The following is a 25,310-nucleotide window of genomic DNA, read 5'->3' as shown; positions in this document are numbered from 1 at the left end:
GGGTCCGCGGATTTTTTTTCGTGACCTGCTCCTTTGCCGGTCTTTCGGTGCACTTAAGCCGCACCCGGTGCCACCGAAACTCTTATGCCGTTGCCGGTCTCAGCAGATCCGTAAAAGGTGGTTACACCGTCCACGCCGGTTTGCGTTTTGCAAAGAAAGCATCAATCCCTTCCACGGCCTCTGCACCGTCCCATCGCTCGGCGAGTGCGGCGATGGTGTGATCAATCAGCGCGGCATCAATCCGCGGCCCCAGATCGCGGGCCAGCTTTTTTGCCGCGGCCACTGCACCTGGCGCGCAGCTGAGATAGGGTTTCACCTCACGGTCCACCGCCTCCTCAAGCTCTGCCGCAGGCACAGCCCGCGCAAGGATGCCCAGATCAACAGCCTCTGCGGCGTCGAAAATCCGGCCAGACATGAACACACGCCGTGCCCGGCCCTCGCCCATGCGCGCGATCACATAGGGGCCGATAGTCGCCGGAATAAGACCCAGTCGCGTCTCTGTCAGACCGAACCTGGCGCTCCCGGCTGCAATGGCCACATCGCAGACGCAGGCGAGACCCACCCCTCCCCCGAAAGCATTGCCCTGCAGCGCGCCGATCAGCGGTTTCGGTAATGTGTTGAGCGCGTCCAGCATCGTCGCCAGTTTGCGCGCCTCTGCCGTGCGTGTCTGCGCATCCATCGACATCTGCGCACGCATCCAGCCCAGATCGCCGCCCGCACAGAACGACGGCCCCGCACCGGTCAGCACAACAACACGCACCGTGTCGTCCGCGCCCAGTGTGACGGCTGCCTGCGTGAGATCCTCAAGCATCTGCGCAGACATCGCGTTATGCTTGTCGGGCCGGTTCAGTGTCAGCGTCGCAACCCCGCGTGCGTCGGTCTTCAGCGTCAGTGTATCAAACATCTGCAGTCCCCTGATAAGGCCGGTGTCAGACTGCGCGCATGGCGCGGGCCATTGTGGCTGCCTTTTCAATCGTGTCGATGTCCAGCCCGGTGTCATAGCCGAGTGCCGCGAGATGTGCCGCCACGGCCTCTGTCGCCACATTACCCGCCGAACCGGGCGCAAAGGGGCAGCCGCCCAGACCACCCACCGCGGCGTCAAACACCCGTACTCCCATGCTGAGCGAGGCATCAATATTCTCCATCGCACGGCCGTTGGTGTCATGATAGTGCCCGGCCAGACGCCCGGCCGGCACCACATCGCGCACTGCCAGCAGCATCCGCGCGATCTTATCCGGAGTGCCTGCTCCGATCGTGTCACCAAGGCTGATCTCATAACAGCCCATTGCAAAAAGCCGGTCGGCGACCTTTGCCACAGCGGCCGGCGAAACCGGCCCGTCATACGGGCATTCAACGACACAGGATACATACCCGCGGACCGGCAGATCGATATGGCGCGCCTCTTCGAGGACCGGGGCAAAGCGCTCGATGCTTTCGTCGATGCCTGCGTTAATGTTGGCCTGCGAGAAGCCTTCAGAGGCCGAGGCGAAGACCGCTATCTCATCCGCACCGGCAGCAAGCGCATCGGTGTAGCCGCGCATGTTCGGTGTCAGCGCGGCATAGCGCACGCCGGGCGCACGCGTAATGCCGGCCAGCACATCGGCAGAACCCGCCATCTGTGGCACCCGCGCCGGTGAGACGAACGAGGCGATCTCGATCCGGCTGAAACCAGCACTGCTCAGCTGATCGATCAGCGCCACCTTTTCCGCGACAGGGATCTCGCGCGCTTCGTTCTGCAGCCCGTCGCGCGGGCCGACCTCAAATATCTCACAGGGTCCGAGACTCACGGCAAATCCTCCCAAATCAGCACGTCCGCCATCACTCTGGCGTCCAGGGCGGGTAAAAGTCACGCGTATAAATGCCGTCCCCGTCCGGAAGGGCCGCGCGAAAGCTCTCGCGATCGGTGATGCGGGCGTACCAGCCGGACAGAGCGGGGTAGTCATCGATCTTTGCAAAATGCCGCGCCATATAGACAGCCTGGCCCACCGAAATATCCGCCGCGGAAAAGCCGCCCGTCAGCAGATAATCGCGCGCGCCCGGCGCATCATCAAGCCGGGCCTCAATGGCATCATAGCATTTAGCGATACGTGCCGCTTCCAGCTTCATCACAACCGGGCTGCGCATATGGTCTTCGTAAAGGGCGATATGCTGCTGGGTCAGGGCGGCGGTATGCTGGCTCAGCGTCTCGGCAAAATGCAGCCAGACAAGCCAGGGCATGCGCTCAGGCGTGCCCGGCATCCGCCCCAGACGTTCCGGGCTGAAACGCTCGCAGAGATACTCGGTGATCGCACCGGTCTCGAACATGCGCTCGCCATCAATCTCAAGCGCAGGCACGCGTCCCGCCGGCGACAGGGTCAGAAACTCAGCGCTGCGGAGCGTGCGGTCAAAGGGATAGCTGCGCAGCTGAAACGGCTCTTCGAGTTCGTGCAGCAGCCAGAGACTGCGCATCGACCGGGTCTGAGGACAGTGGTGCAGCGTAATCATGCGTCGTCTTCCGCTTCGAGCCGGATCAGTGCGGCACCCGCCTCAACCTGATCACCCGCTTTGGCCAGAATTTCAGCCACAACACCGTCCCGCGCAGCGAGCAGCGCGTGTTCCATTTTCATTGCTTCCAGCACGGCAAGCCGGTCGCCTGCTTTCACGTCGCGGCCGATCTCAGCGTCAATGCTGCGCACCAGCCCGGGCATCGGCGCCTCGATGAGGTTGCCGTCTCCGGCCGTACCGCCCGCCTGATCCAGCGGATCGATATGCTCAAACGCCAGCCCGCAGGCGTCAAAGACGGTGACGGTTCTGCCGCTCTGCGCTGTGCCCGGCAGAGGGCGGTCATTGCATCGCCACACTTCGTGGCGCCGCAGGACGCGGATTTCCTGATCATCCACCGTCCAGATCTGGTTGTCCGCATCAGTGACCCGGACGCCCAGGGTGAATACTGCATCGTCCTGCCGCAACGACACGCTGTGCCTGAGCGGCTGCCAGAGGGCAAACCCCGCATCAGCAGCCGGAGTGTCGAGCCCGAGCGCGGCCATTCCCGCCGCAATCAGGTGTTCCGGCCGGACCTCAGGCGGTTGGGTCAGCATCACAATGTCGCGGGCAATCAGCCCGGTATCGACCTCGCCACGAGCAAATCCTTCGTGTCTCGTCAGTGCTTCGAGAAACGCGAGGTTGGTCACCAGACCCGCCACTTCCGTCTCTGCCAGCCCGCGTGCCAGACTGCTCAGCGCTGCCGTCCGGTCAGACCCGTGCACCACGATCTTGGCAATCATAGGGTCGTAAAACGGGCTGATCGTGCTGCCCGACCGCACCCCGCTGTCGGCCCGGACACGGGAGGGAAAAGCCAGATGGGTCAGCGTGCCGGTCGCCGGCAGAAAGCCCGCCGGCACATCCTCGGCATAAAGCCGCGCCTCAAAGGCATGGCCGCTGATGCTCAGTTCCTCCTGAACCGCGGGCAGCGGATCACCCGAGGCCACACGCAGCTGCCATTCCACCAGATCCACGCCGGTGATGGCTTCGGTCACCGGGTGCTCGACCTGCAGGCGGGTGTTCATCTCCATGAACCAGAATCGATCAGGCCTCAGCCCCTCAGAGCCGTCCACGATGAATTCGACGGTGCCGGCGCCGCTGTATCCGATGGCTTCGGCGGCCCGCACCGCCGCGGCACCCATGGCCTCGCGCATCTCTGCGGTCATCCCGGGTGCGGGCGCCTCTTCGATGACCTTCTGATGGCGCCGCTGCAGCGAGCAGTCGCGCTCAAAAAGATGTACCGCGCGGCTGCCATCGCCGAAAACCTGCACCTCGATGTGACGGGGCGCGGTCACGAACTTCTCGACCAGCACATCTGCATTGCCGAACGCCGTCTTCGCCTCGGACCGTGCTGAGGCGAGCGCCCGCGCGAAATCTCCCGGCCCTTCCACCAGGCGCATGCCCTTGCCGCCACCACCCGCGACGGCCTTGATCAGCACCGGATAACCGATCACTGCGGCCTCGCGCGCCAGCAGGTCATCGTCCTGATCCGCGCCGTGATAGCCCGGCACAACCGGGACGCCGGCCGCAGCCATCAGCGCTTTGGCCGCGTCTTTCAGACCCATCGCGCGGATTGCATCCGCCGACGGCCCGATAAAGACCAGACCCGCGGCCTCCACTGCCTCCACGAAACCGGGATTTTCACTCAGAAACCCGTACCCCGGGTGGATCGCCTCAGCGCCTGTCGCAAGAGCAGCTTCGATAATCCGATCGCCGCGCAGATAGCTTTCCGAGGGTGCGGATCCGCCGATATGCACGGCTCTGTCTGCAAGTCGGACATGTTCTGCAGCACTGTCAGCGTCTGAATAAACGGCCACCGTGCTGACCCCTGAGCTACGCGCCGTTGCGATGACCCGGCAGGCGATTTCGCCGCGGTTTGCGATCAGGATCGTCTTAAACATATCTTGCTCCCCCGGCGCGGCACCGGCTCTCTGCGTGCTCTGCGCTACATCCGGAAAACGCCAAAGCGTGTCTCCTCAATCGGTGCGTTCAGCGCCGCGCGCAGCGACAGATCCAGCACATCACGGCTCTTGCGCGGATCGATGATGCCGTCATCCCAGAGCCTTGCCGAGGCATAAAGCGGATGGCTCTGTTCCGCGAACATATCAATGGTCGGCTGTTTGAACGCAGCCTCATCCTCTGTGCTCCAGGCTCCGCCCGACCGCTCAATCGCATCGCGTTTAACGGTCGCCAGCACGCCCGCGGCCTGGGCACCGCCCATCACCGAAATGCGCGAATTGGGCCAGGTCCACATAAACCGCGGACTGTAGGCACGCCCGGCCATGCCGTAATTTCCGGCCCCGAAAGAGCCGCCCACCAGCATCGTGATTTTCGGCACACTGGTCGAGGCAACGGCCGTAACCATCTTGGCCCCGTGCCGCGCGATACCTTCGTTTTCATACTTCCGCCCGACCATAAACCCGGTGATGTTCTGCAGAAAAACCAGCGGCGTTTTACGTTGCGAACAGAGCTCAACGAAATGCGCACCCTTTTGCGCGGAGTCCGAGAAAAGCACGCCGTTGTTGGCGATTATGCCCACCGGACAGCCACGGATATGGGAAAAGCCGGTGACCAGTGTCTCGCCGAACCGCGCTTTGAATTCGTCAAAGCGTGACCCGTCGACGAGACGCGCGATCACCTCACGGATATCGTAGGGCGTGCGCAGATCAGCAGGCACCACGCCCAGGATTTCTTCAGGGTCATACGCGGGCTCTTCTGACGGCGCAAAATCCACGCTTTCAGGCCGGCGCCGGTTAAGCGACCGTACGGCCCGGCGCGCGAGCGCCAGGGCGTGAGCATCGTCTTCGGCGAGATAATCCGCAACACCACTGAGCCGCGTGTGCACATCCCCCCCGCCCAGATCTTCGGCGCTGACAACCTCGCCGGTGGCGGCTTTGACCAGCGGGGGGCCGGCCAGAAAGATCGTGCCCTGGTTTTTGACGATCACCGACACATCCGACATCGCCGGCACATAGGCCCCGCCCGCCGTGCAGGAACCCATCACGACAGCGATCTGCGGAATGCCCATGGCACTCATCCGCGCCTGGTTATAGAAAATCCGTCCGAAGTGGTCCCGGTCCGGGAACACCTCATCCTGGTTGGGGAGATTGGCCCCGCCGCTGTCCACCAGATAGATGCAGGGCAGATGGTTTTCCTGCGCGATTTCCTGAGCGCGCAGGTGTTTTTTCACCGTCATCGGATAATAAGTACCGCCCTTCACCGTGGCGTCGTTGCAGACGACCATGACGTCCTGCCCTTCGACCCGCCCGACACCGGCGATGACGCCCGCACAGGGGGCGGCACCGCCGTAAAGCCCGTGCGCCGCTGTTGCCCCGACTTCAAGAAACGGGCTGCCGGGATCAAGCAATCCCGCCACACGGTCCCGGGGCAGCATTTTGCCACGGCTGACATGGCGTTCGCGCGATTTTTCACCGCCGCCAAGCGCCGCCACCTCTGCGGCTGAGGTGACCTCTGCAAGGGCCTCGAGGTGCGCCTTTCGATTGGCCTGAAAGACCTCCGAAGCCGGCAGGGCGCTGGATTGAAGCTTCATGTAATTATCCCCTGTACGCAAACAGACTGTTCGCAAACCGACGGTTGATCGCTGAGCCTGCAAGCCGTAACACGGTCGTCCACCCGCAGAGGCAGAACCGGTGTTTTACGTTGTGAGTTCCAAAAGCTGACCGACAGCCCGGCCTGAATTTTCAGGCCCTCAACTGTCGTTTTCCGTTTTTCTTCGCAACGAAAGGTCCGCGCACTGCGTGGAAACGCCCTATGTTCATCCGGTTCGAAACGGAGGTGCGCGACCCGTGTTCGCGCACCAATGAAGGTATTTTCTGCGCGGCAGGCGATGTGCTCTTTGACGGGCCGCATGCCACCCTGTCCTGGCAGATCAGCGAGTTGCTGCGACTGCGCGACTGGTTCAACACGCATCTGAACTGCCCGGACCGGTTGTGGTACCGGCCAGGCAGGCGTGGTGAAATCAGTGGCGTCTGCTGGTTTCGTGACACAGCCGGAGATCACGTGACCCGCGCGCGCTATATGGCCTGGCTGCTCAATGACGTCGGCTGCGGGGTCGTTGAGCGGCGGGCCCGCCGACCCGGCCGAATTTTGTGGGAAGATGTTCATCAGATTGTTGCCTCACCTCATCTTCTGTAATCCGGGCAGGGCTTTCGGTGGAGGAAGGCCCCTCCGGCGATGCGCAGGCCGAAAGACGGCGATGACAGAGCACTTATCATATGTTCAGCTCCGCATCCGGTTTCTGGTGCGCCGGGACGTCGACCAGACTGCCGAAGCGGTCTGCAGCATAGTCGAACCAGACGCCTTCAGGGCTCAGACACCGCACACGGATCCAGACACCTCGCGTGCTGCCCGGTCGTGCGGCGCAATCGGTGCGCGCGGCACCCTTGCCTGCTGCCGTCATATATTCCGCGGCAATGGCTTCAATCACATCAGTCTCCGTTACCGTTGCCGCCGTCAGTCCAAGACGGAAGCCGATGATACCCGTCGCGCCAATCAGCAGGGCAAGCGGTGTAAACCAGAGCCATCGCGGCATCTCGGCCTCCTCAGGTCATTGCGCTCATCATTTCCCGCCCCACCAGCATGCGGCGGATTTCAGAGGTGCCGGCACCGATCTCCATCAGCTTGGCATCCCGGAAAAGACGCGAAACCGGGCTGTCACTCATGAAACCGGCACCACCCATGGCCTGCACGGCCTGATGCGCCTGTTTCATCGCCTCTTCGGAAGCATAAAGACAGCAGGCGGCGGCATCCTGGCGGGTCACATCTCCGCGGTCACAGGCCTTGGCCACCTCATAGACATACGCGCGTGCTGAATTCATCGCGGTGTACATATCAGCGATCTTGCCCTGCATCAGCTGGAAGCTGCCGATCGGCTGTCCGAACTGTTTGCGCTCGGACAGATAGGGCATGATCGCGTCCAGACAGGCCGCCATGATGCCCGTGCCGATGCCGGCCAGAACCACACGCTCATAGTCAAGCCCGGACATAAGAACGGCGACACCGCGCCCCTCCTCGCCCAGCACGTTCTCAAAGGGCACTTCCACGTCCTCAAACACCAGCTCTGCCGTGTTCGAGCCGCGCATACCGAGCTTGTCGAAATGGGAAGAGGTCGAAAACCCCGTCATCTCCTTTTCGATCAGAAAGGCCGTGATGCCTTTTGATCCGGCATCAGGGTCGGTTTTGGCGTAAACGACAAGCGTAGAGGCATCCGGTCCGTTGGTAATCCAGTATTTCGTACCGTTCAGACGGTAATGGTCGTTGCGCTTTTCCGCACGCAGCTTCATCGAGACCACGTCAGACCCCGCCCCGGCTTCAGACATGGCCAGCGCGCCCACCTGTGCTCCTGATATCAGGCCCGGCAGATATTTTTCTTTCTGCGCGCTGGTGCCGTTCAGCTTGATCTGGTTCACGCAGAGATTTGAATGTGCACCGTAAGACAAAGACACAGAGGCGCTGGCCCGTGCGATTTCCTCGATCGCAACCGTATGCGCCAGATAGGACATACCGGCCCCGCCCCAGGCCTCGTCTACTGTGATCCCCAGAAGCCCCAGTTCGCCCATCTCGGGCCAGAGCTCCGACGGAAAGGCATTATCGCTGTCGATCTGAGCGGCCATCGGTGCCACCCGGTCCTGCGCCCAGCGATGAACCATATCCCGCAGCGCATTTACATCTTCGCCAAGATCAAACTGCATCGTCGCATTAAACATCGCAACGGGCCTCCCTCATGTTCCGGATCTTTTTATTGAACAACCGTTCATATCTTACTGCGCTCTCCTGAACCGGTCAAGCGCGGTCCTCTGCTCCGGCCACCTTCCGGGCGCCGGCAGGGCCCGGATCTGTGGAATGAAATGTGCGGGCCCGCGCCAGCACGCCGCCGGGTCAGGCCGCGTCCTGCCAGACAGCGCCGACCTCTGCGCGTATAATCCGCGCAATCAGCTCACAGTCCTCTTCCGAGAAGGTCAGCGGCACGCGCATATCGACAATACCGTCCAGAATACGGTCGCTGGCGGGCATCGGGGCGGCGGGCGCATAGCGCCAGCTGTCATAGCGGCTGGTAAAGCCCACGGGTTCGCGGGCGCCGAACCACTTAAGCTCGACACCGCGCGCTGCACAGCGTGCGATCACATCGCGGATGCGCTCCGCCGGCCAGTCGGTCAGGAGAAACTGGATGGATGAGCCTACGATTGTCTCTTGTTCCGGGCGTTCGATGACCTCCAGCCCCGGCGTACCTCGCAACCCGCTTTCAAGCCGGCGGTAAAGCGCATTCCACCGCGCGCACTGTGTTGCAAGAGCCGCGATCTGCGGACGCAGGATCGCCGCGCGCAGGTTGTCCATCCGGCCCGAGATATTCGGCGTTTCATAGCGAACCGTCTCAAAGGCTTCTTTCGGCGGCGCCGCAAGATGGCGTTCGTAGAGCATGTAAGACCCCGACAGGATCACCGCCCTCGCAGCGACCTCTGCGTCGTCCGTGACAAAGAAACCGCCCTCACCGGAGTTCACATGTTTGTACGTCTGGCATGAGTAACAACCCACCGTGCCGAACCGGCCCGAGGGCACGCCTTTCCAGGCCGCGCCCATGGTATGCGCGCAATCCTCGATGACGGTAATCCCGGCGCTGTTGCAGATCGCCATCAGGCGGTCCATGTCACAGATATGCCCGCGCATATGGCTCAGCAGCAGCACTTTTGCGTCGCCGGACTTTGCCTCAAGATCATCAAGGTCAATGGTCAGCGAGGGCGTGACACCGACAAATACCGGCACGGCCGACACCGCCGCAACAGCACCCGGTACCGGCGCCAGGGTGAAAGCGTTGGAAAGCACCCGGTCGCCCGGCCTGACGCCGATCGCCCGGAGCGCCGTGGCCATGGCATACCCGCCCGAGGCGACCGCGATGCAGTACTTCGCGCCCACCGACTGCGCGAATTCCTGTTCCAGAAGCGCCGTTTCGCTGAGCTCGCCCGGGACCGTGTTGTACCGGTGCAGCCGGCCATGCCGCATGACCCTGATGGCGGCCTCTATCCCTGCTTCAGGGATGGCTTCCTGCTGGGTGAAACTGCCTTTGAAAACTTCGCTCATTAAAGGCTCCATGATACAGCCGCGAGTGTGACGAAGCCCCCGGTCGTGGTCAACCCGGCAAACGTGCCACCAACCCCGGCAGATCGGCGTAATCATCCATCAGCGCGTCGGGTTCCAGTGCCGCCATATCCCCGCCTGCCGGCCCGAATGTGACCAGCACACAAGGCACCCCTGCCGCCCGTGCGGTATTCCGGTCGGTGTCGGAATCGCCGATCAGAATACACCGTTCAGGATGCCCGCCCGCGCGCCGCGCCGCCTCGAAAAGCGGCTCGGGATCAGGCTTGCGCACCGGCAGCGTGTCGGCCCCGACCAGAGAGCCGAAAGCCCCCCGCACGCCAAGCCGTTGCATCAGCGTCTCCGCCAGACCTTCGGGTTTGTTGGTACAGATGCCCACACCGATCCCGCTTGCTTTCAGCGCCTCGACAGCCTCCATGGCGCGCGGATAAAGCCGGGTATGCACATCAATGGCATCGGCATAGGCTTCCAGCAGAACCGGGTAATAACGATCCACCGTGGCTTCTTCATTCGCCCTGTCCAGCCGTCTCAGCCCCAGACGCAGCATCGCCCGCCCACCCCGCAGGGCTGTACCCGCATCGCGCGCAGGGTCCAGCAGATCGCCCGCTCCCATCTCGCGAAAACAGACATTCGCCGCGGCAATAAGATCGCCGCTGGTATCCGCCAGGGTGCCGTCCAGATCAAAAATAACCGTGCGCATCGCTGCTCCTTTGCTGATCGCGACCGGCGGCGGTCCGCCGCGTGATGTTGCAGGCCGCAACCTTCTTTGATCGCGCATCCCTTGCGTCGCCGGTTCCAGCGGATAAACAGAGCCGCAGCAGAACACAAAGAGAAAACCTATGAAGACCGCTCTGATTATCCTCGCCGCGGGCAGGGGCACACGGATGAATTCCGACCTCCCGAAAGTTCTGCACCCGCTCGCCGGTGCGCCGCTTCTGGTGCATGCGATGCAGTCGGGGGCCAGTCTCGCCCCGGAAAAAACCGTGATTGTCGCAGGCCACGGTGCCGCAGAGGTACGCAAAGCGGCACTCGCCCATGATGCGACCGTGACCGTGACCGAACAGACCGAACAGCTCGGCACTGCCCATGCAGCAGCGCAGGCGCGCGACTCGCTGAAAGACTTTGACGGCACCGCAATCGTGCTTTTTGGCGATACGCCGTTCGTGCGCCCTGAAACGCTCGAGCAGATGGTCGGAGCCCTCAAAAGCCATGACGTCGTCATCTTGGGCTTTGAGGCTGAGGATCCTGCCCGCTATGGCAGGCTCGTCATGCGCGGAGATGATCTCGAACGGATCGTCGAGTTCAAAGACGCCACCGACGAGGAACGCGCCATCAGCCTGTGTAACAGCGGCGTTGTGGCCTGTGACGCCCGGCTGCTCTTTGATCTTATCGACGCGATCGGCAACGATAACGCCTCTGCCGAATACTATTTGACGGACATCGTCGGGCTGGCCCGTGCGCGCGACCTCTCTGCCACGGTTGTCACCTGCGAACAGGCGGAAACCCTCGGGATAAACACGCGCGCTGAACTCGCTCAGGCCGAAGCGGCCTTCCAGGCCCGCGTCCGTACAACGGCCTTTGAAGACGGGGTGACCATGCCGGCCCCCGACACTGTACACTTCGCCTTTGACACTGTCGTCGGGCGCGACACGGTGATTGAGCCGAATGTGGTTTTCGGCCCCGGCGTGACAGTTGAAAGCGGCGCACAGATACGCGCCTTTTCCCACCTCGAAGGCTGTCACGTCTCGCGCGGCAGTGTGATCGGCCCCTACGCGCGTCTGCGCCCGGGCGCCGAACTTGCCGAAAACGTGCGCATCGGCAATTTCGTCGAGATCAAAAACGCGCAGATCGGTCAGGGCACCAAGGTCAATCATCTCAGCTATATCGGGGACGCCACGCTTGGCAGCGGCACCAACGTGGGCGCCGGCACCGTGACCTGCAACTATGACGGTGTGATGAAGCATCACACCCACATCGGCGACAATGTCTTTATCGGCTCTGACACAATGCTGGTGGCCCCGGTGCACATTGGCGATGCGGCGATGACAGCCAGCGGCTCGGTCATCACCTCCGACGTGGAACCGGGCGCTCTGGCGCTGGGGCGTGCGCATCAGGTGGAAAAACCGGGCATGGCCGTTAAATTGTTCGAAATGTTAAAGGCGCAAAAGGCCAGAAACCAAAGAGGCAGCTGAAAATGTGTGGTATTATAGGGGTGCTTGGCACCCATGAAGTAGCGCCGACACTTGTTGAAGCCCTCAAACGGCTGGAATACCGCGGGTATGACAGCGCCGGAATCGCGACGGTGAACAATGGCGTGCTGGACCGTCGCCGTGCAGTTGGCAAGCTCGTGAACCTGTCGGATCTGCTGGTGCATCAGCCGCTCGCCGGCAAGTCCGGGATCGGACATACCCGCTGGGCCACCCATGGTGCGCCGACGATCTCGAACGCCCATCCGCATCAGGCCGGCCCGGTCGCCGTGGTGCACAACGGTATCATCGAAAACTTCCGTGAACTGCGTGAAGAACTGGCAGGTCATGGCGTTTCTTTTATTACCGAAACCGACACGGAAACCGTCGCGCTTCTGACGCATCACTATATGGATCAGGGCGCCGACCCTGCGACGGCTGCCAATCAGACCCTTGACCGCCTCGAAGGCGCCTTTGCTCTTGCCTTTCTTTTTTCGGGCGAGGACGATCTGATGATCGCCGCGCGCAAAGGCTCGCCGCTGGCCATCGGACACGGTGAGGGCGAGATGTATCTGGGCTCTGACGCCATCGCTCTGGCGCCGCTGACCAACCGGATCACCTATCTTGAAGAAGGCGACCGCGCCGTCCTGACCCGCACATCGCTGGTGGTTATCGACGATGAGGGCAATGAGGTCACCCGGGAAAAGCGCACCATTCAGCTTGATGCCGCGCGCATCGACAAGGGCGGTCACAAGCACTTCATGTCCAAGGAAATTGCAGAACAGCCGACCGTCATTGCTCAGGCTCTGGGACATTACCTGTCGGGCGACGGCGCGATTGCCCTGCCGGAGCCGGGCATTGATTTCGCTGGTGTCGACCGGCTGACCATGGTGGCCTGCGGAACGGCTTATTATGCCTGCCTGTCTGCAAAACACTGGTTTGAGCAGATTGCCCGGATGCCCGTTGACGTGGATGTGGCCTCCGAATTCCGCTATCGCGAGCCGCCCCTGCCCGACCGCACGGCGGCGCTTTTTGTCAGCCAGTCAGGTGAGACCGCCGATACACTTGCCGCCCTTCGGTTCTGTCAGGGCAAGGCCGGCAGCATCCTGTCGGTCGTGAATGTGCCCGAAAGCTCGATTGCGCGCGAAAGCGATCTCGTGCTGCCGATCCACGCAGGCGTCGAGGTCGGCGTGGCATCGACCAAAGCCTATTCCTGCCAGCTCACAGTGCTGCTCATTCTGGCGCTCAAAGCGGCACAGGACCGCGGCGTGATCGGGCCGGATGAGTTTGCTGATCATGTCTCGGCGCTGCGCGGTATCCCCAGCGTCATGAGCGAGGCTCTGGGCATCGCGGATAACGCACGCCGCATGGGTGAAAAGATCAGCCAGGCCCGCGACGTGCTCTTTCTCGGGCGCGGACAGATGTTCCCCCTGGCACTTGAAGGCGCTCTGAAACTAAAGGAAATCAGCTACATACACGCAGAAGGCTATGCCTCGGGTGAGCTCAAACACGGTCCCATCGCACTTGTCGACCAGAACGTGCCCATCGTCGTGATGGCCCCGCGTGACCGCCTGTTTGATAAAACCGTCAGCAATATGCAGGAGGTGATGGCGCGCAAGGGCAAGGTGATCCTGATATCTGACGCAAGGGGCATCGAAGAAGCGGGCGAAGGCACCTTTGGCACCATCCTGATGCCGACGGTGCAGGAAGTGGTCAGCCCGATCCTTTATGCGGTGCCCGCACAGCTTCTTGCTTACTACACGGCCATCGCAAAAGGCACCGACGTCGATCAGCCGCGTAACCTGGCCAAATCAGTAACGGTGGAATAGCGCCACAGTCAGCCGCCGCGCCGGACCTCAACTTCGATCAGGTCTGTCAGAGGCACGCCCAGCACCCGCATTGCCGCCAGTGAAAGCCTGCTGCCCGAAGTGGGCGGCCCCTCGATCGGGATGAGCATAACGCTGACTGCCCTGCCGCTCAGGGGTTCGGTGACGGACCCGGGTGTTTCGGCCTGCACAAGTGCGGTTTTCAGCCAGAACCCCGGCTCTGCCGGGCTGCCGAGTGAGGCAACTGTCATACCCAGTGCGGCGCCAGACGATGCGCTTGTGACCGCCGCTTCGCGTTCCTGCGGCGTTGTCGTGTCGAGCGCTTCAGGGGTTGCGGGCCCTGCCGCCACGGCCTCCGGTTCCTCGGCGAGCACCGGTGCCCCCCAGAGCGTCTCCAGATTAGCCTGCCAGTCAGCACAGCCGGACAGCCCCGCAAAGAGGAGCACTGCACAAAGGCCCCGCACTGTGGATTTGTTTCTCTTTTTACCCGTCATGGTTCTGATCTAAAGCACAGTGCCGGTATGGCAACAATGCGTTATCCGCTTGCCGCGCCGCGCGGGCTTGATTACTTTCCGGCGCATGAACCAGCCACTCATCGATCCCTTCGCGCGCGCCATCACCTACCTTCGGGTCTCGGTCACAGACCGCTGCGATTTCCGCTGCGTCTACTGCATGTCCGAGAACATGACCTTTTTGCCGAAAAAGGAGCTGCTGACGCTGGAAGAACTCGACCGGATGTGCTCGACCTTTGTCGGCCTCGGCGTGCAGAAGCTGCGTATCACGGGCGGCGAGCCGCTGGTGCGCAAGGGCATCATGACGTTTTTCAACAGCATGTCGCGCCATCTCGATGCCGGCACGCTGAAAGAGCTGACACTGACCACCAACGGCAGCCAGCTGGAGCGTTTTGCCAAAGACCTCTATGCCGCCGGCGTGCGCAGGGTAAACGTCTCGCTCGATACGCTCGATGAAACGAAATTCGCGGATATCACCCGCTGGGGCCGCCTGCCCCAGGTTCTGCGCGGTATTGATGCAGCACAGGCGGCCGGCCTGCGTGTCAAACTGAACGCGGTGGCGCTTAAAGGCTTCAACGAAGAAGAACTGCCGCGCATCACCGAATGGTGTGCGGAACGCAACATGGATCTGACCTGGATCGAGGTTATGCCCATGGGCGATCTGGGCAACGAGGACCGGCTGGGACAGTACTGGTCTTTGAAAGACGTGCGCGCCCGCTATGCTGAGCACTACACGGTTACTGATCTTGCCGAACGCACCGGCGGGCCCGCGCGCTATGTCCGGCTTGAAGAAACCGGGCAGAAAATCGGCTTCATCACGCCGTTGAGCCATAATTTCTGTGAAAGCTGCAACCGGGTGCGGATCACCTGCACAGGTGAGATTTACCTCTGTCTGGGTCAGGAAGACATGGCCGACCTGCGCGCGCCGCTGCGCGCCTATCCGGATGATGACCGCCCGCTGGAAGAGGCAATCCGCGCGGCCATTGCGCTCAAGCCCAAAGGGCATGACTTTGACTATTCGCGGCAACGGGCGGATGGTCAGATGCCGCGCCATATGAGCCATACGGGCGGCTGACCCGTCCCATGCGCGCGCCACTGCTCTATCAGTTTTATGTGGCCCTCACCGTTCTGCTCGTTCCCTTTGCAGCATGGATCGCAACGCGCAAACTTCGCCGGGCCGGCTATCCGGCGCTCAGGGCCCATGAAAAGCTCGGCCATGCCAGCGTGCCGCGCATCGGCGGCGGGCCATTGATCTGGTTTCACGCCGCATCTGTTGGCGAAAGCCTTTCGGTTCTCTCTCTGATTACCGCGATGGGCCGCGCCCTGCCACGCGCACAGTTTCTGATCACCTCCGGCACGCCGACATCTGCAAAGCTTGTGGCCGCCCGGATGCCGCCACGTTGTGAGCACCAGTTCGCTCCGCTCGATGCGCCCGGGCCGATCAAGCGGTTTCTTGGCCACTGGCGGCCGACGGCCGCGATATTTGTCGAAAGCGAGCTGTGGCCACAGTTGCTTCGCCGCACACGGGACCGCGGCACCGCCATGGCGCTGGTAAACGCGCGGCTGAGCGAACGCTCGCGCGCCTCCTGGCGCAAACGGCCACAGACCGCGGCCTATGTGCTCAACGTCTTTGATCTGATCCTGAGCCAGAACGACGACATGGCGCAGGCCATGGTCGATATGAATGCCCCTGCCGACCGGGTGGCCCGCGGGATCAACCTCAAATCCCTCTCAGAGCCCCTGCCGGTCGATCCGCAGACAACTGCACGGGCTCGGGCGGCCCTCAAGGGGCGCCCGGTCTGGGTCGCCGCCTCAACCCATAAGGGTGAAGAGGAAATAGTGCTCGATGCCCATGCGCAGCTTTTAAAGAGCCACCCGGATCTCGCGCTTATTCTTGTGCCGCGCCACCCTGAGCGCAGTTCAGAGGTCGAAACCCTTGTAAAGGGGCTGAACCTCTCCGTCGCTGTGCGGTCACGCGACGAAAGCCCGGCAACGGCACAGGTCTATCTGGCCGATACACTGGGCGAGCTTGGCAACTGGTATGCGCTGAGTGAGATCGTATTTCTGGGTGGTTCACTGCTGCCCATCGGCGGGCATAACCCTTTCGAAGTCGCTCAGGGCGATGCCGCGGTACTCTCCGGGCCACATGTAACAAACTTCGCTGAGACCTATGCAGACATGACGTCCCGGGGTGCGGCGATCCTGGTAGATGATGCCGAAGCTCTGGCGCAGGAGGTCGAAATGCTGCTCGACAATGAGGCCTATCGCGCCGGCACCGTGCTTGCCGCGCAAAGCTTTGTGCGCGGGCGGGCCGATCAGCTTGACACAATCGCCGGGCGCCTGATCCGCGCGCTCAGCCTTGAGGACAGCCAGTAATGCCGCCCGCCCACGCACCACATATTGTCCCGCGCGATATCGAAGTCATTGCGCCGAATTTCAAAAAACGGCTCTCCGGGGTGACCGCCACGGTGGTGCGTCTGGTGCCGCTGCAGGCGCAGAGCATCGGCATTGTAGCGACCGGTCCGGTGCTGCCGCCACAGGTGCCGCAGATCCCGCTTGCCAGCCTTCCGTGGCTTTCGCGGCGGGGTCCGGGGCCTGGCGGCTGGCGGGTCTGGCATGCCAGGCGCAATGTCGAGATGATCGGCGGGCTCGCACTGCGCTATCTGCTGGGCAAACGGCTGAAGCTGCTTTTCACCTCCGCGTCGCAGCGCAAACAGACAGGCCTGACCCGCTGGCTGATCCGGCGCATGGATGCCGTGATCGCAACCTCGGAGAAAACCGCGGCCTATCTTGAAGGACCTTCGACAGTTGTTATGCACGGCATTGACACTGCAGGGTTTGCCCCGCCTGAGGATCGCTCTGCCCTGCGCGCAAAGCTTGGTATCTCGGATGCCGGACCAGTGATCGGTTGTTATGGCCGCATCCGCGCGCAGAAAGGCACGGATGTCTATGTCGATGCGATGACAGATCTTCTGCAGAAACATCAGACCGCCACGGCCCTCGTGATGGGACGCGCGACGGACAGTCACCGCGACTTTGACGCAGGACTGCGTGCGAAGGCAAATGCGGCAGGGCTGGCGGACCGGTTGAGGTTTATGCCTGAGGTGCCGACCGAGGATATGGCCGACTGGTACCGTATTCTCGATCTTTATATTGCGCCGCAACGCTGGGAAGGGTTCGGGCTGACACCGATCGAGGCGATGGCCTGCGGTTGTCCGGTTGTGGCCACACGGGTCGGCGCCTTTGAGGCGCTGGTGGCGGAGGGCGAAACCGGAATTCTCGTCGACGCGGGCGACGCAGAAGGGATGCGCGCGGCCGCAGACGCAATATTATCGGACCCGGAAAAGCTCTCAGTCTGGTCGCGGAATGCGCGCAGCCGCGCCGTCACGGAGTTCTCTATCGAAAAAGAAGCCGCCACGCTCGTCGGCATATATCGCGATCTGCTTGGCGCATCCTGAAGTCAGGCAGCAGGCATCCGCCGCTCGACGATTTCGGCCCACCAGCTGCAGCCCGCCGGGATCACCTCATCGTTGAAGTTGTACTCCGGGTGGTGCACCGCAGCGCTCTCACCATTCCCGACAAGAATATAGGCACCGGGTCGCTCTTCGAGCATATAGGCAAAATCCTCTCCGCCCATCACCAGCGGCGCATCCGCACAGCTTCCGGCGATCGAGGCTGCGACTGCGGCGGCAAATTCCGTCTGCTCTTCATGGTTGACCATAACCGGGTAATTGCGCGTGTAATCCATCCGAGCGGTCGCACCGAAACTCGCGGCAATGCCCTCCGCCAGCGTGGTCAGCCGGGACTGTGCCAGATCGCGCATCTGCGGCGACATGGTTCGGACGGTGCCCCTCATCATCACCCGCTGCGGGATCACGTTGAACGCATTTGACGAAGTTTCAAACGACGTGATTGAGACAACGACCTGATCCACCGGATCCGCATTCCGGCTAGCAATGGTCTGCGCGGCCATAACGATCTGGCTGGCAACTACGGTGGTGTCGATGGTCTCGTTGGGTTTGGCCGCGTGGCCGCCCAGCCCTTCGATCTCCAGATTGAAGATATCTGTCGCTGCAAAGAACGGCCCAGGACGGATCGCAAAACTACCCGACGGCAACCCGGGCCAGTTGTGCATCCCGTAAACCTCCTGAATGCCAAAGCGGTCCATCAGGCCGTCTTTGCACATTTCAAGGCCGCCGCCACCGCCCTCTTCAGCAGGTTGAAAGATAACCACGACCGTACCGTCGAAGTTACGTGTCTCGGCCAGGTATTTTGCCGCCCCCAGCAACATCGACGTGTGCCCGTCATGGCCACAGGCATGCATCGCCCCTGGCGTCTTTGACGCGTATTCCACGCCGGTCTGCTCCAGGATCGGCAGCGCATCCATATCCGCACGCAACCCGATCACCCTGCCCGAGCGGTCCGATTTCCCGCGGATCACGCCGACGACCCCGGTCCGCCCGATCCCGGTCGCTATCTCATCACAGCCGAAGGCCCTGAGTTTTTCCGCAACAAGCGCTGACGTGCGGTGCGTATCGAAGAGCAGTTCAGGGTTTTCATGCAGATCCTGTCGCCAGGCCGTAATTTCAGGGTGCAGTTCGGCAAAACGGTTTTTGACAGGCACGAAAGATCTCCAGGAGATGGCGCCTTGCAGAGCGCGGTTTGGTCGCACGACGGAGTGCGCCCGTTTTAGTTGATACAGCAGCGGCTGCAAGAGCTACGGGTCACTTCCGCGTCAACGCATCCGTGCGGAGGAGCGGCAGGTGCAGTACCGGCATCAAAGCGCGGGCCCCGGGTCCATCCGGGTCCCGTCACTGAAACGCGACAGCCGGAAACGGGTCAGATCATGCCCGGGTGGCATGCCGGTGGCGAGCGCCGCAAGGATCTTTCCCATCCCTGGTCCGATACCGAAACCGTGCCCGCTCATGCCCGTCCCGAGGATAAGCCCGGGCAGTGCGGCGACGCTGTCCACCACCGGCACCACATCCGGCATCGTGTCGATCATACCCGCCCAGGCGTGTGACAGGTCGAACTCCGGCAAACCGGGAAAGAGCGCCGCAAACTCGCGTTTCAGGGTTCTGAGCTGCCCGGCATTGGGCGCGGGGTTCAGCACCCGCCGGGTTTCAAACGGGCCCGGTTCATCCGCCGACCATCGGCGCGGTGTGCCCCAGCCGTCAGGATAACCCCGGGGGGCCGCCGGCAGAAAGCGGGTGCCAAAAGGATCGGCTCGCAGTTGTGCGAGGAACTTCGGAAAGGCCCGGAATGCGTCCCACCCCAGAAACAGTTCGTGAAAGCCGCCCGCAGCCAGAGAATAGCCGCCGTCTGCCCTGTACCGGAAGGAAATACGGTGATCTGAGACCCCGCCGGGGGCAACTTCGGGCAGCGGAGTCGTGGAGGCCACGGTCGCCCGTACAGACAGTTGCGGAATGTGAACATCGTGATTGCGCAGAAAAAGCGAGGACCACGCCCCGCCTGCCAGAACGACGACCGGGGCTGCAACGCGGCCGCGTTCCGTGAGCACACCGGCCACGCAGCCCGCCGCGGTATCAAGGGCACGCACGGCACAGTCTTCGGCAATCACGACGCCTTCGCGGGCCGCGATCTCAGCCAGCGCCGGAACTGCACGCCAGGGTTCTGCGCGCATGTCAGAGGCGGTGTGCAGCGCGCCTGCAAATCCTCTCGACATGTCTGGCACAAGCTCCGCGGTTTCTGCCGCACTCAGCAGTCGCGTGTCCACGCCGTGTGCCCGGGCAAAGGGCAGCCATGCCTCAAATGTCGCAAGCTGCTTTGCCGACCGCGCGAGATACGTCACGCCCCCGGTCTTCAGCCCGATATCCACATTGGTCTGGCGGGCAAGTTCTTTCCAGAGGCGGTTCGCCTCGATCATGACCGGAAGCTCGTCCGGGTCCCGCCCCTGCTGGCGGATCCAGCCCCAGTTGCGCCCTGACTGCTCTCCCGCGATCCGGCCTTTTTCCAGCAACAGCACCCGCCGCCCGGCCCGTCGCAGATAAAGGGCGGTGCAGACGCCAATCACGCCACCACCGATCACGATCACATCGGTTTTGCGTGGCAGGTCCGCGCGCCAGGTCGCGGCATTCTGTTCAGTGATCGGAATACCCTGCACGCGCAGCATCCGTCAGGTCTGCAACCGTCTGAGCAGGCTTTTCATGAAATCGTGACCGGCCTCGAACTGCGCGCGTGAGATGTATTCATCGGGCTGGTGTGCCTGGGCGATATTGCCCGGCCCGCAGATTGCGGCGGAATAGCCGGCTTCCTGAAACTGCCCGGCTTCGGTGCCGTAACTCACCACATGGGTGCCGTTGTCACCGGTGATCATGCGGGCAAGCGTTTCGGCCTCACCCGCCTCTTCAGGGACCAGCGGCGGCACAGTATGCTCGTGGATGATATCGATACCGGTCTGCGGGACCACGGCCTGCATCCCGGTCTCAACTTCGCGCAACCGGTCGCGCACCCGGTCCCCCCAAATGCCGGCGCTCTCACCAGGCACCATGCGAATGTCGAGCAGGAAAAAGCAGTCCTTTGCGGTGATATTATGGGCTGTGCCTCCTCGCACGACGCCGACGTGGGCCGTGGTATAGGACGGGTCAAAGGCCGCGGCCATATCTGTCGGCTCCGCTGCGCGGTTGGCGTCATTGACCGTATTTGTCCAGTCGATGACTTTCGCCGCGTTCATGATGGCACTCACCCCCTTGTCGGGCATGGAACTGTGCACCTCGAAGCCGCGTGCGTGGATCTCGAAACCGATGCTGCCTTTGTGGCCGGTCACGACCTGCATCTCTGACGGCTCGCCCACGATCACCGCCGATCCCTTGGGCAGGACAGGCTGCATCGCGCGTATCATCGGCGGCGCGCCGACACAGCCGATTTCCTCGTCGAAACTGAGGGCCAGCTGCAGCGGCCGCATAACGCCGGCATACTGCGCTTCCACGAGGGCCCAGATCGCAAGCGCATCAAATCCTTTCATGTCACAGGTGCCACGCCCGTAATAACGGCCGTCTTTTTCGACCACCTCATAGGGGTCGGTGCTCCAGTCCTGTCCCTCGACCGGCACCACATCGGTGTGCCCCGACAGCACGATCGCTCCCTCTTCCAGAGGCCCCACATGGGCGAAAAGAGCCGCCTTGGGCTCATCCGGATCAGCATAGCGATGCGATTTGATCCCGTGGCCCGACAGATACTCTTCAACCCAATCCACCAGCGGCAGGTTCGTGGCACTGCTGACGGTCGGGAACGAGACGAGCTTTGTCATCAGCTCCAGCGGGGACAGGCGATCAGGCATGCGCGTCAGTATCCGCTGTCGGTTTCAAGCACGAAGTGTCCCGGCTCCACCTCGCGGTAGACCGATGGCTCCGGCGCATAGCCCGCAGGATGAATAGGCGACGGGATCGGTTTGAAATTGAGCTCGCTTTCATCCTTGCGCCGGGTCGGATCAGCGATCGGCACCGCCTTCATCAGCGCCTGGGTATAGGCATGCTGCGGGTTCTCAAAGACCCGCGCGCGCGGACCGAGCTCAACGATGCGGCCCAGATACATGACGCCCACATGGTGGCTGACCCGCTCAACGACGGCCATGTCGTGGCTGATGAAAAGGTACGAGATGCCCAGTTCAGCCTGCAGCTCCAGCATCAGGTTGAGTACCTGCGCCTGCACCGACACATCAAGCGCTGAGACGGCCTCATCCGCGATGATGAGCCTGGGGTTCAGCGCCAGAGCCCGGGCGATGGCCACCCGCTGGCGCTGTCCGCCGGAAAGCTCGTGCGGGAATCGTCGCATAAAACTGCGCGGCAGCTCGACCCGGTCAAAGAGCATGGCCACACGGTCCATCACCTCTTTACCTTTAAGCGTGCCGAAATTGTGGATCGGTTCGGCGACCTGATCTGCAAGCTGCATCTGCGGATTGAGCGAGGCAAAGGGATCCTGAAAGATCATCTGCATGTCCAGCCGCGCTTCCCGCAGCGCGCTCTGATCGAGGGCCAGGATGTCTTTGCCATCGAGCACGATCTCGCCGGCCATCGGCTCGACCAGCCGCAGAATGGACCGCCCCGCCGTCGATTTGCCGCAGCCGGATTCGCCCACAAGGCTCAGCGTCTGGCCCTTGTTGATGTTAAAAGAAAGATCCTCCACCGCATGCACATTCGCAACGGTGCGCCTGAAAAAGCCGCCTTTGACCGGAAAGCGGGTGGTGAGGTTTTTCACGCTCAGCAGTACCTCGTTTGTACCCGGCACCGGTTTGATCTCGCCCTGATCACTGCCCAGCAGCTTCATCGGCTCAGGCGCGGATTTACCGCGCATCTCGCCCAGTTTGGGCACCGCAGCCAGCAGCGCTTTGGTATAAGGATGCTGCGGCGTCTCGAAAATCTGCCGCACCGGACCTTCTTCGACCTTATTGCCGCGGAACATCACGACCACGCGGTCGGCCATCTGGGCCACGACCGCCATATCATGGGTGATGAACATGACCGCCGTGCCGGTCTCGCGTTTGAGCCGGTCCATCAGTGCGAGGATCTCGGCCTGGATGGTGACATCAAGCGCCGTCGTCGGCTCATCCGCGATCAGCAGGCGCGGTTTACAGGCCAGCGCCATGGCTATGACGACACGCTGTCGCATGCCGCCCGACAGCTCATGCGGGTACTGTTTCAGCCGTCGTTCAGGCTCGGGGATGCGGACCTCACGCAGCAGTTCCAGCGCGCGGGCCTCGGCCTGAGAGCGGCTCATGCTTTTGTGCAGCCGCAGTCCTTCGGTCAGCTGCCGTCCGACAGTAAAGACAGGGTTCAGCGCCGTCATCGGTTCCTGAAAGATCATCCCGATCTCATTGCCACGGATGGTCTGCATCAGATCGGCATCGGTTTTGGCCAGATCGATAGCATCGGCCCCCGGACGATCAAACAAAAGCTGTCCGCCGGTGATCTCGCCTCCGCCAAACTCCACCAGCCGCATCAGCGACAAAGACGAGACCGATTTACCCGATCCGCTTTCACCGACGACACAGACCGTCTCGCCCGCGCTGATCTCAAACGACACGTCTTCCACCCCGGTTACGGGCCCGTCTTTTGTCTGAAATTCGACGCGCAGATTTCTGATCCGGGCGATTGGTCCGGGCGTGTCGCCCGATGGTGCGTGATCCAGCATATCTGCCCCTGTCATGGACTTTACCGACGCTACGCTCAGCCACTGACCACTGTCAAACACCGCGTGCCCCTTTCCACCGGGTCAGCCATCACAAGGCTTGCTTTTTCCGCAAAACATGCTTCGATGAGGCCACGCATCCGGGGGGATCGGCAAGATATCTGCGCTTTTCTGCAGGATCGGCCCAGAAACACCAGTCCCTGAAAGCGATAAAAAACACTGTCTGCAAAGGACGGTACAGACCGGCACCCTGGTGTCCAACATGGAGTATAACATGCAACTGAGAACCCTGTTACTGAGCGCGGTCGCCACCTCTGCGCTGGTCCCGATGGCCATGGCCGATGGCCACGAAGGCGAACGCGGACGCGATGGCAATGTTAACGTGATCTACTGGCAGGCGCCGTCGATCATGAACCCGTATCTGTCGGGTGGCACGAAAGAACTCGAGGCTGCCTCGCTCGTCATCGAACCGCTCGCCCGCTACAACCAGGACGGCGAGATCGTGCCGTGGCTGGTTGATGAAATCCCCACTGTCGGCAACGGCGGGGTGAGCGAAGACCTCAAATCGATTACATGGAAGCTCTCTGACGGCCTTGTATGGTCCGATGGCACACCGGTCACATCCGAGGATGTGAAATTTTCCTGGGAATACTGCACCGCAGATGGCGGTGGCTGTGCCCAGGCAGAGAAATACAACGACGTCGTCTCTGTCGATACACCCGACCCGCAGACCGTGGTGGTGAACTTCGGCATTTCCAAACCATTCCCTTATGGCCCCTTTGTCGGCGCTCAGGCCCCGATCATTCAGAAAGCCCAGTTCGCGGACTGCCTCGGTGCCAAAGCGCCCGAGTGCACAGAGGCCAACTTCAATCCCATCGGCACCGGCCCCTTCACCGTGACCGAATTCCGCCCCAACGATGTGATCACGCTGGCAGCCAACGAAAACTACCGCGATCCGAACAAACCCGCCTTTGCGACCATGACCTTCAAAGGCGGCGGTGACGCCAATGCCGCAGGCCGGTCGGTTCTGGAAACCGGCGAATTTGACTATGCCTGGAACCTGCAGCTGGCACCGGATGTGCTGGACCGCATGGAATCTGCGGGCAAGGGCAAGAACATCGTTGCCTTTGGTACGTCCGTGGAGCGGATACTGATCAACCTGACCGACGTGAGCCCCGAACTGGGCGACGAACGCGGCACAGCGGCACATCCGCATCCCTTCCTCACCGACAAGGCCGTGCGCCAGGCAATGTCCATGGCCATCGACCGCGCGCTGCTGACCGAAGTGGGTTACGGCAGCTTTGGTAAGCTCACCTGCAACGTTCTGCCCGCCCCTGCGGCCTATAACTCGCCCAACAACGACAGCTGCCTTACACAGGACATCGAAGGCGCCAAAGCGGTGCTGGACGAAGCTGGCTGGACCGACAGCGACGGTGACGGTGTGCGCGACAAGGACGGCGTGAAGCTTTCGGTGCTCTATCAGACATCGACCAACTCCGTGCGCCAGGATTATCAGGCACTGATCAAGGACTGGTGGGCACAGATCGGCATTGAAACTGAACTGCGCAATATCGACGCCTCGGTGTTCTTTGGCTCTGACCCGGGCTCGCCCGATACGTTCCAGAAGTTCTTTGCGGACGTTGAGATGTTCACCAACAACTTCGACGGCACCGACCCCGAAGCCTATATGGCGAACTGGGCCTGTGAGCAGGCACCGCGTCCTGAAACGCAGTGGCAGGGCAATAACATGATGCGTTTCTGCTCTGAAGAGTACGATGCGCTGATTGCCGAAATGGCCACAACCGGCGACATCGAAAAACGCGCTGAACTGGCGATCGCGATGAACGACATGCTGATGCAGGAGTACGTTATCCTGCCGCTGACGCACCGTGGCCGGAACGCAGCCCATGCCAACAGCCTCGGCGGTGTTATCATGAACGTGTGGGACAGCGAAATCTGGAACGCAGCCGACTGGTACCGCATCGACGGCTGATGCGATTTTGAGCAGG

At 62.0% G+C, this 25,310-nt stretch carries 21 protein-coding genes; 7 read left to right on the top strand and 14 right to left on the bottom strand.

Translation table 11 applies throughout. From position 1 onward, the window contains the following. Nucleotides 1–121: 121 nt before the first annotated feature. From G3256_RS06580 to G3256_RS06560, 5 genes are read right to left on the bottom strand one after another with little or no spacing between them, the layout of a single operon-like run. Nucleotides 122–904 carry a crotonase/enoyl-CoA hydratase family protein gene (locus G3256_RS06580; RefSeq protein ID WP_169640059.1) on the bottom strand — a complete coding sequence of 261 codons (783 nt, stop codon included), beginning with the start codon at nucleotides 902–904 and terminating at the stop codon, nucleotides 122–124. A gap of 25 nt (nucleotides 905–929) precedes the next feature. After that, the gene (locus G3256_RS06575) at nucleotides 930–1,787 is read right to left on the bottom strand and encodes a hydroxymethylglutaryl-CoA lyase (RefSeq protein ID WP_169640058.1); all 858 of its coding nucleotides are present in this window, start codon (nucleotides 1,785–1,787) and stop codon (nucleotides 930–932) included. Between the two features lie 31 nt (nucleotides 1,788–1,818). Beyond that, nucleotides 1,819–2,484 carry a glutathione S-transferase family protein gene (locus tag G3256_RS06570; protein WP_169640057.1) on the bottom strand — a complete coding sequence of 222 codons (666 nt, stop codon included), beginning with the start codon at nucleotides 2,482–2,484 and terminating at the stop codon, nucleotides 1,819–1,821. Continuing rightward, nucleotides 2,481–4,421, bottom strand: a complete 1,941-nt coding sequence (locus tag G3256_RS06565; RefSeq protein ID WP_169640056.1) for an ATP-binding protein — start codon at nucleotides 4,419–4,421, stop codon at nucleotides 2,481–2,483. Before G3256_RS06565 ends, G3256_RS06570 begins: the two co-directional genes overlap by 4 nt. A 44-nt stretch (nucleotides 4,422–4,465) precedes the next feature. Continuing rightward, entirely contained in the window at nucleotides 4,466–6,070 is a 1,605-nt protein-coding gene (locus G3256_RS06560) for a carboxyl transferase domain-containing protein (RefSeq protein ID WP_169640055.1), read from the bottom strand. 221 nt (nucleotides 6,071–6,291) lie between these two features. Between G3256_RS06560 and G3256_RS06555 the strand changes: the two genes are divergently transcribed. Beyond that, on the top strand, nucleotides 6,292–6,675 hold the full coding sequence (locus tag G3256_RS06555; RefSeq protein WP_169640054.1) for a hypothetical protein: 384 nt from the start codon (nucleotides 6,292–6,294) through the stop codon (nucleotides 6,673–6,675). 76 nt (nucleotides 6,676–6,751) lie between these two features. On the opposite strand, the gene G3256_RS06550 is transcribed toward G3256_RS06555, so the two are convergent. The 4 genes from G3256_RS06550 to G3256_RS06535 form a co-directional block, all read right to left on the bottom strand. Beyond that, the gene (locus G3256_RS06550) at nucleotides 6,752–7,072 is read right to left on the bottom strand and encodes a hypothetical protein (RefSeq protein WP_169640053.1); all 321 of its coding nucleotides are present in this window, start codon (nucleotides 7,070–7,072) and stop codon (nucleotides 6,752–6,754) included. Nucleotides 7,073–7,082: 10 nt separating this feature from the next. Further along, on the bottom strand, nucleotides 7,083–8,246 hold the full coding sequence (locus G3256_RS06545) for an acyl-CoA dehydrogenase family protein (protein ID WP_169640052.1): 1,164 nt from the start codon (nucleotides 8,244–8,246) through the stop codon (nucleotides 7,083–7,085). Nucleotides 8,247–8,418: 172 nt separating this feature from the next. Further along, entirely contained in the window at nucleotides 8,419–9,615 is a 1,197-nt protein-coding gene (locus G3256_RS06540) for a DegT/DnrJ/EryC1/StrS family aminotransferase (RefSeq protein WP_169640051.1), read from the bottom strand. Nucleotides 9,616–9,664: 49 nt separating this feature from the next. Next, nucleotides 9,665–10,330, bottom strand: a complete 666-nt coding sequence (locus G3256_RS06535; protein WP_169640050.1) for an HAD-IA family hydrolase — start codon at nucleotides 10,328–10,330, stop codon at nucleotides 9,665–9,667. A 139-nt stretch (nucleotides 10,331–10,469) separates the two neighbouring features. On the opposite strand from G3256_RS06535, the gene glmU reads away from it, so the two are divergent. Further along, entirely contained in the window at nucleotides 10,470–11,822 is a 1,353-nt protein-coding gene (glmU, locus tag G3256_RS06530; protein WP_169640049.1) for a bifunctional UDP-N-acetylglucosamine diphosphorylase/glucosamine-1-phosphate N-acetyltransferase GlmU, read from the top strand. 2 nt (nucleotides 11,823–11,824) lie between these two features. Then, nucleotides 11,825–13,645, top strand: coding sequence for a glutamine--fructose-6-phosphate transaminase (isomerizing) (glmS, locus tag G3256_RS06525; RefSeq protein WP_169640048.1), 1,821 nt, complete (start codon nucleotides 11,825–11,827; stop codon nucleotides 13,643–13,645). Nucleotides 13,646–13,653: 8 nt separating this feature from the next. Here glmS and G3256_RS06520 read toward each other — a convergent pair whose 3' ends face one another. Next, the gene (locus G3256_RS06520) at nucleotides 13,654–14,136 is read right to left on the bottom strand and encodes a hypothetical protein (RefSeq protein ID WP_246227823.1); all 483 of its coding nucleotides are present in this window, start codon (nucleotides 14,134–14,136) and stop codon (nucleotides 13,654–13,656) included. Nucleotides 14,137–14,221: 85 nt separating this feature from the next. Between G3256_RS06520 and moaA the strand changes: the two genes are divergently transcribed. Genes moaA through G3256_RS06505 form a run of 3 tightly spaced genes read left to right on the top strand, consistent with a single transcriptional unit; the run spans nucleotide 14,222 to nucleotide 17,612 of the window. Then, nucleotides 14,222–15,229 carry a GTP 3',8-cyclase MoaA gene (gene moaA, locus G3256_RS06515; protein WP_169640047.1) on the top strand — a complete coding sequence of 336 codons (1,008 nt, stop codon included), beginning with the start codon at nucleotides 14,222–14,224 and terminating at the stop codon, nucleotides 15,227–15,229. Nucleotides 15,230–15,237: 8 nt separating this feature from the next. Continuing rightward, a complete protein-coding gene (locus G3256_RS06510) occupies nucleotides 15,238–16,530 on the top strand; it encodes a 3-deoxy-D-manno-octulosonic acid transferase (protein ID WP_169640046.1) in 1,293 nt (430 codons plus the stop codon). After that, nucleotides 16,530–17,612: a glycosyltransferase family 4 protein gene (locus G3256_RS06505; RefSeq protein WP_169640045.1), complete on the top strand. Its 1,083-nt coding sequence runs from the start codon at nucleotides 16,530–16,532 to the stop codon at nucleotides 17,610–17,612. Before G3256_RS06510 ends, G3256_RS06505 begins: the two co-directional genes overlap by 1 nt. Before the next feature lie 2 nt (nucleotides 17,613–17,614). On the opposite strand, the gene G3256_RS06500 is transcribed toward G3256_RS06505, so the two are convergent. From G3256_RS06500 to G3256_RS06485, 4 genes are all read right to left on the bottom strand, one after another. Continuing rightward, nucleotides 17,615–18,778 carry a M20 aminoacylase family protein gene (locus G3256_RS06500; protein WP_169640044.1) on the bottom strand — a complete coding sequence of 388 codons (1,164 nt, stop codon included), beginning with the start codon at nucleotides 18,776–18,778 and terminating at the stop codon, nucleotides 17,615–17,617. 153 nt (nucleotides 18,779–18,931) lie between these two features. After that, complete coding sequence (locus G3256_RS06495) at nucleotides 18,932–20,287, bottom strand: NAD(P)/FAD-dependent oxidoreductase (RefSeq protein WP_169640043.1); 1,356 nt, start codon at nucleotides 20,285–20,287, stop codon at nucleotides 18,932–18,934. A gap of 3 nt (nucleotides 20,288–20,290) precedes the next feature. Next, nucleotides 20,291–21,454 carry an acetylornithine deacetylase gene (argE, locus tag G3256_RS06490; protein WP_169640042.1) on the bottom strand — a complete coding sequence of 388 codons (1,164 nt, stop codon included), beginning with the start codon at nucleotides 21,452–21,454 and terminating at the stop codon, nucleotides 20,291–20,293. 5 nt (nucleotides 21,455–21,459) lie between these two features. Continuing rightward, nucleotides 21,460–23,304, bottom strand: coding sequence for an ABC transporter ATP-binding protein (locus G3256_RS06485; protein WP_169642353.1), 1,845 nt, complete (start codon nucleotides 23,302–23,304; stop codon nucleotides 21,460–21,462). 271 nt (nucleotides 23,305–23,575) lie between these two features. Here G3256_RS06485 and G3256_RS06480 point away from each other — a divergent pair, with 271 nt between their 5' ends. After that, nucleotides 23,576–25,294 (top strand): peptide ABC transporter substrate-binding protein, encoded by a 1,719-nt coding sequence (locus G3256_RS06480; RefSeq protein ID WP_169640041.1) that lies wholly within the window; start codon nucleotides 23,576–23,578, stop codon nucleotides 25,292–25,294. The last annotated feature ends 16 nt before the right edge of the window (nucleotides 25,295–25,310 follow it).

The organism is Roseobacter ponti (genome assembly GCF_012932215.1).
In the GTDB taxonomy this organism is placed as follows: Bacteria; Pseudomonadota; Alphaproteobacteria; order Rhodobacterales; family Rhodobacteraceae; genus Roseobacter; species Roseobacter ponti.
This window is presented reverse-complemented; position numbering and strand designations above follow the sequence as displayed.

Coding starts and splice junctions, on each gene's coding strand:
- G3256_RS06510 (WP_169640046.1), top strand. CDS start 15,238: ATGCGCGCGCCACTGCTCTATCAGTTTTATGTGGCCCTCACCGTTCTG.
- G3256_RS06545 (WP_169640052.1), bottom strand. CDS start 8,246: ATGTTTAATGCGACGATGCAGTTTGATCTTGGCGAAGATGTAAATGCG.
- G3256_RS06555 (WP_169640054.1), top strand. CDS start 6,292: ATGTTCATCCGGTTCGAAACGGAGGTGCGCGACCCGTGTTCGCGCACC.
- glmS (WP_169640048.1), top strand. CDS start 11,825: ATGTGTGGTATTATAGGGGTGCTTGGCACCCATGAAGTAGCGCCGACA.
- G3256_RS06505 (WP_169640045.1), top strand. CDS start 16,530: ATGCCGCCCGCCCACGCACCACATATTGTCCCGCGCGATATCGAAGTC.
- moaA (WP_169640047.1), top strand. CDS start 14,222: ATGAACCAGCCACTCATCGATCCCTTCGCGCGCGCCATCACCTACCTT.
- glmU (WP_169640049.1), top strand. CDS start 10,470: ATGAAGACCGCTCTGATTATCCTCGCCGCGGGCAGGGGCACACGGATG.
- G3256_RS06495 (WP_169640043.1), bottom strand. CDS start 20,287: ATGCTGCGCGTGCAGGGTATTCCGATCACTGAACAGAATGCCGCGACC.
- G3256_RS06560 (WP_169640055.1), bottom strand. CDS start 6,070: ATGAAGCTTCAATCCAGCGCCCTGCCGGCTTCGGAGGTCTTTCAGGCC.
- G3256_RS06550 (WP_169640053.1), bottom strand. CDS start 7,072: ATGCCGCGATGGCTCTGGTTTACACCGCTTGCCCTGCTGATTGGCGCG.
- G3256_RS06480 (WP_169640041.1), top strand. CDS start 23,576: ATGCAACTGAGAACCCTGTTACTGAGCGCGGTCGCCACCTCTGCGCTG.
- G3256_RS06540 (WP_169640051.1), bottom strand. CDS start 9,615: ATGAGCGAAGTTTTCAAAGGCAGTTTCACCCAGCAGGAAGCCATCCCT.
- argE (WP_169640042.1), bottom strand. CDS start 21,454: ATGCCTGATCGCCTGTCCCCGCTGGAGCTGATGACAAAGCTCGTCTCG.
- G3256_RS06535 (WP_169640050.1), bottom strand. CDS start 10,330: ATGCGCACGGTTATTTTTGATCTGGACGGCACCCTGGCGGATACCAGC.
- G3256_RS06570 (WP_169640057.1), bottom strand. CDS start 2,484: ATGATTACGCTGCACCACTGTCCTCAGACCCGGTCGATGCGCAGTCTC.
- G3256_RS06485 (WP_169642353.1), bottom strand. CDS start 23,304: ATGCTGGATCACGCACCATCGGGCGACACGCCCGGACCAATCGCCCGG.
- G3256_RS06520 (WP_246227823.1), bottom strand. CDS start 14,136: ATGACGGGTAAAAAGAGAAACAAATCCACAGTGCGGGGCCTTTGTGCA.
- G3256_RS06580 (WP_169640059.1), bottom strand. CDS start 904: ATGTTTGATACACTGACGCTGAAGACCGACGCACGCGGGGTTGCGACG.
- G3256_RS06565 (WP_169640056.1), bottom strand. CDS start 4,421: ATGTTTAAGACGATCCTGATCGCAAACCGCGGCGAAATCGCCTGCCGG.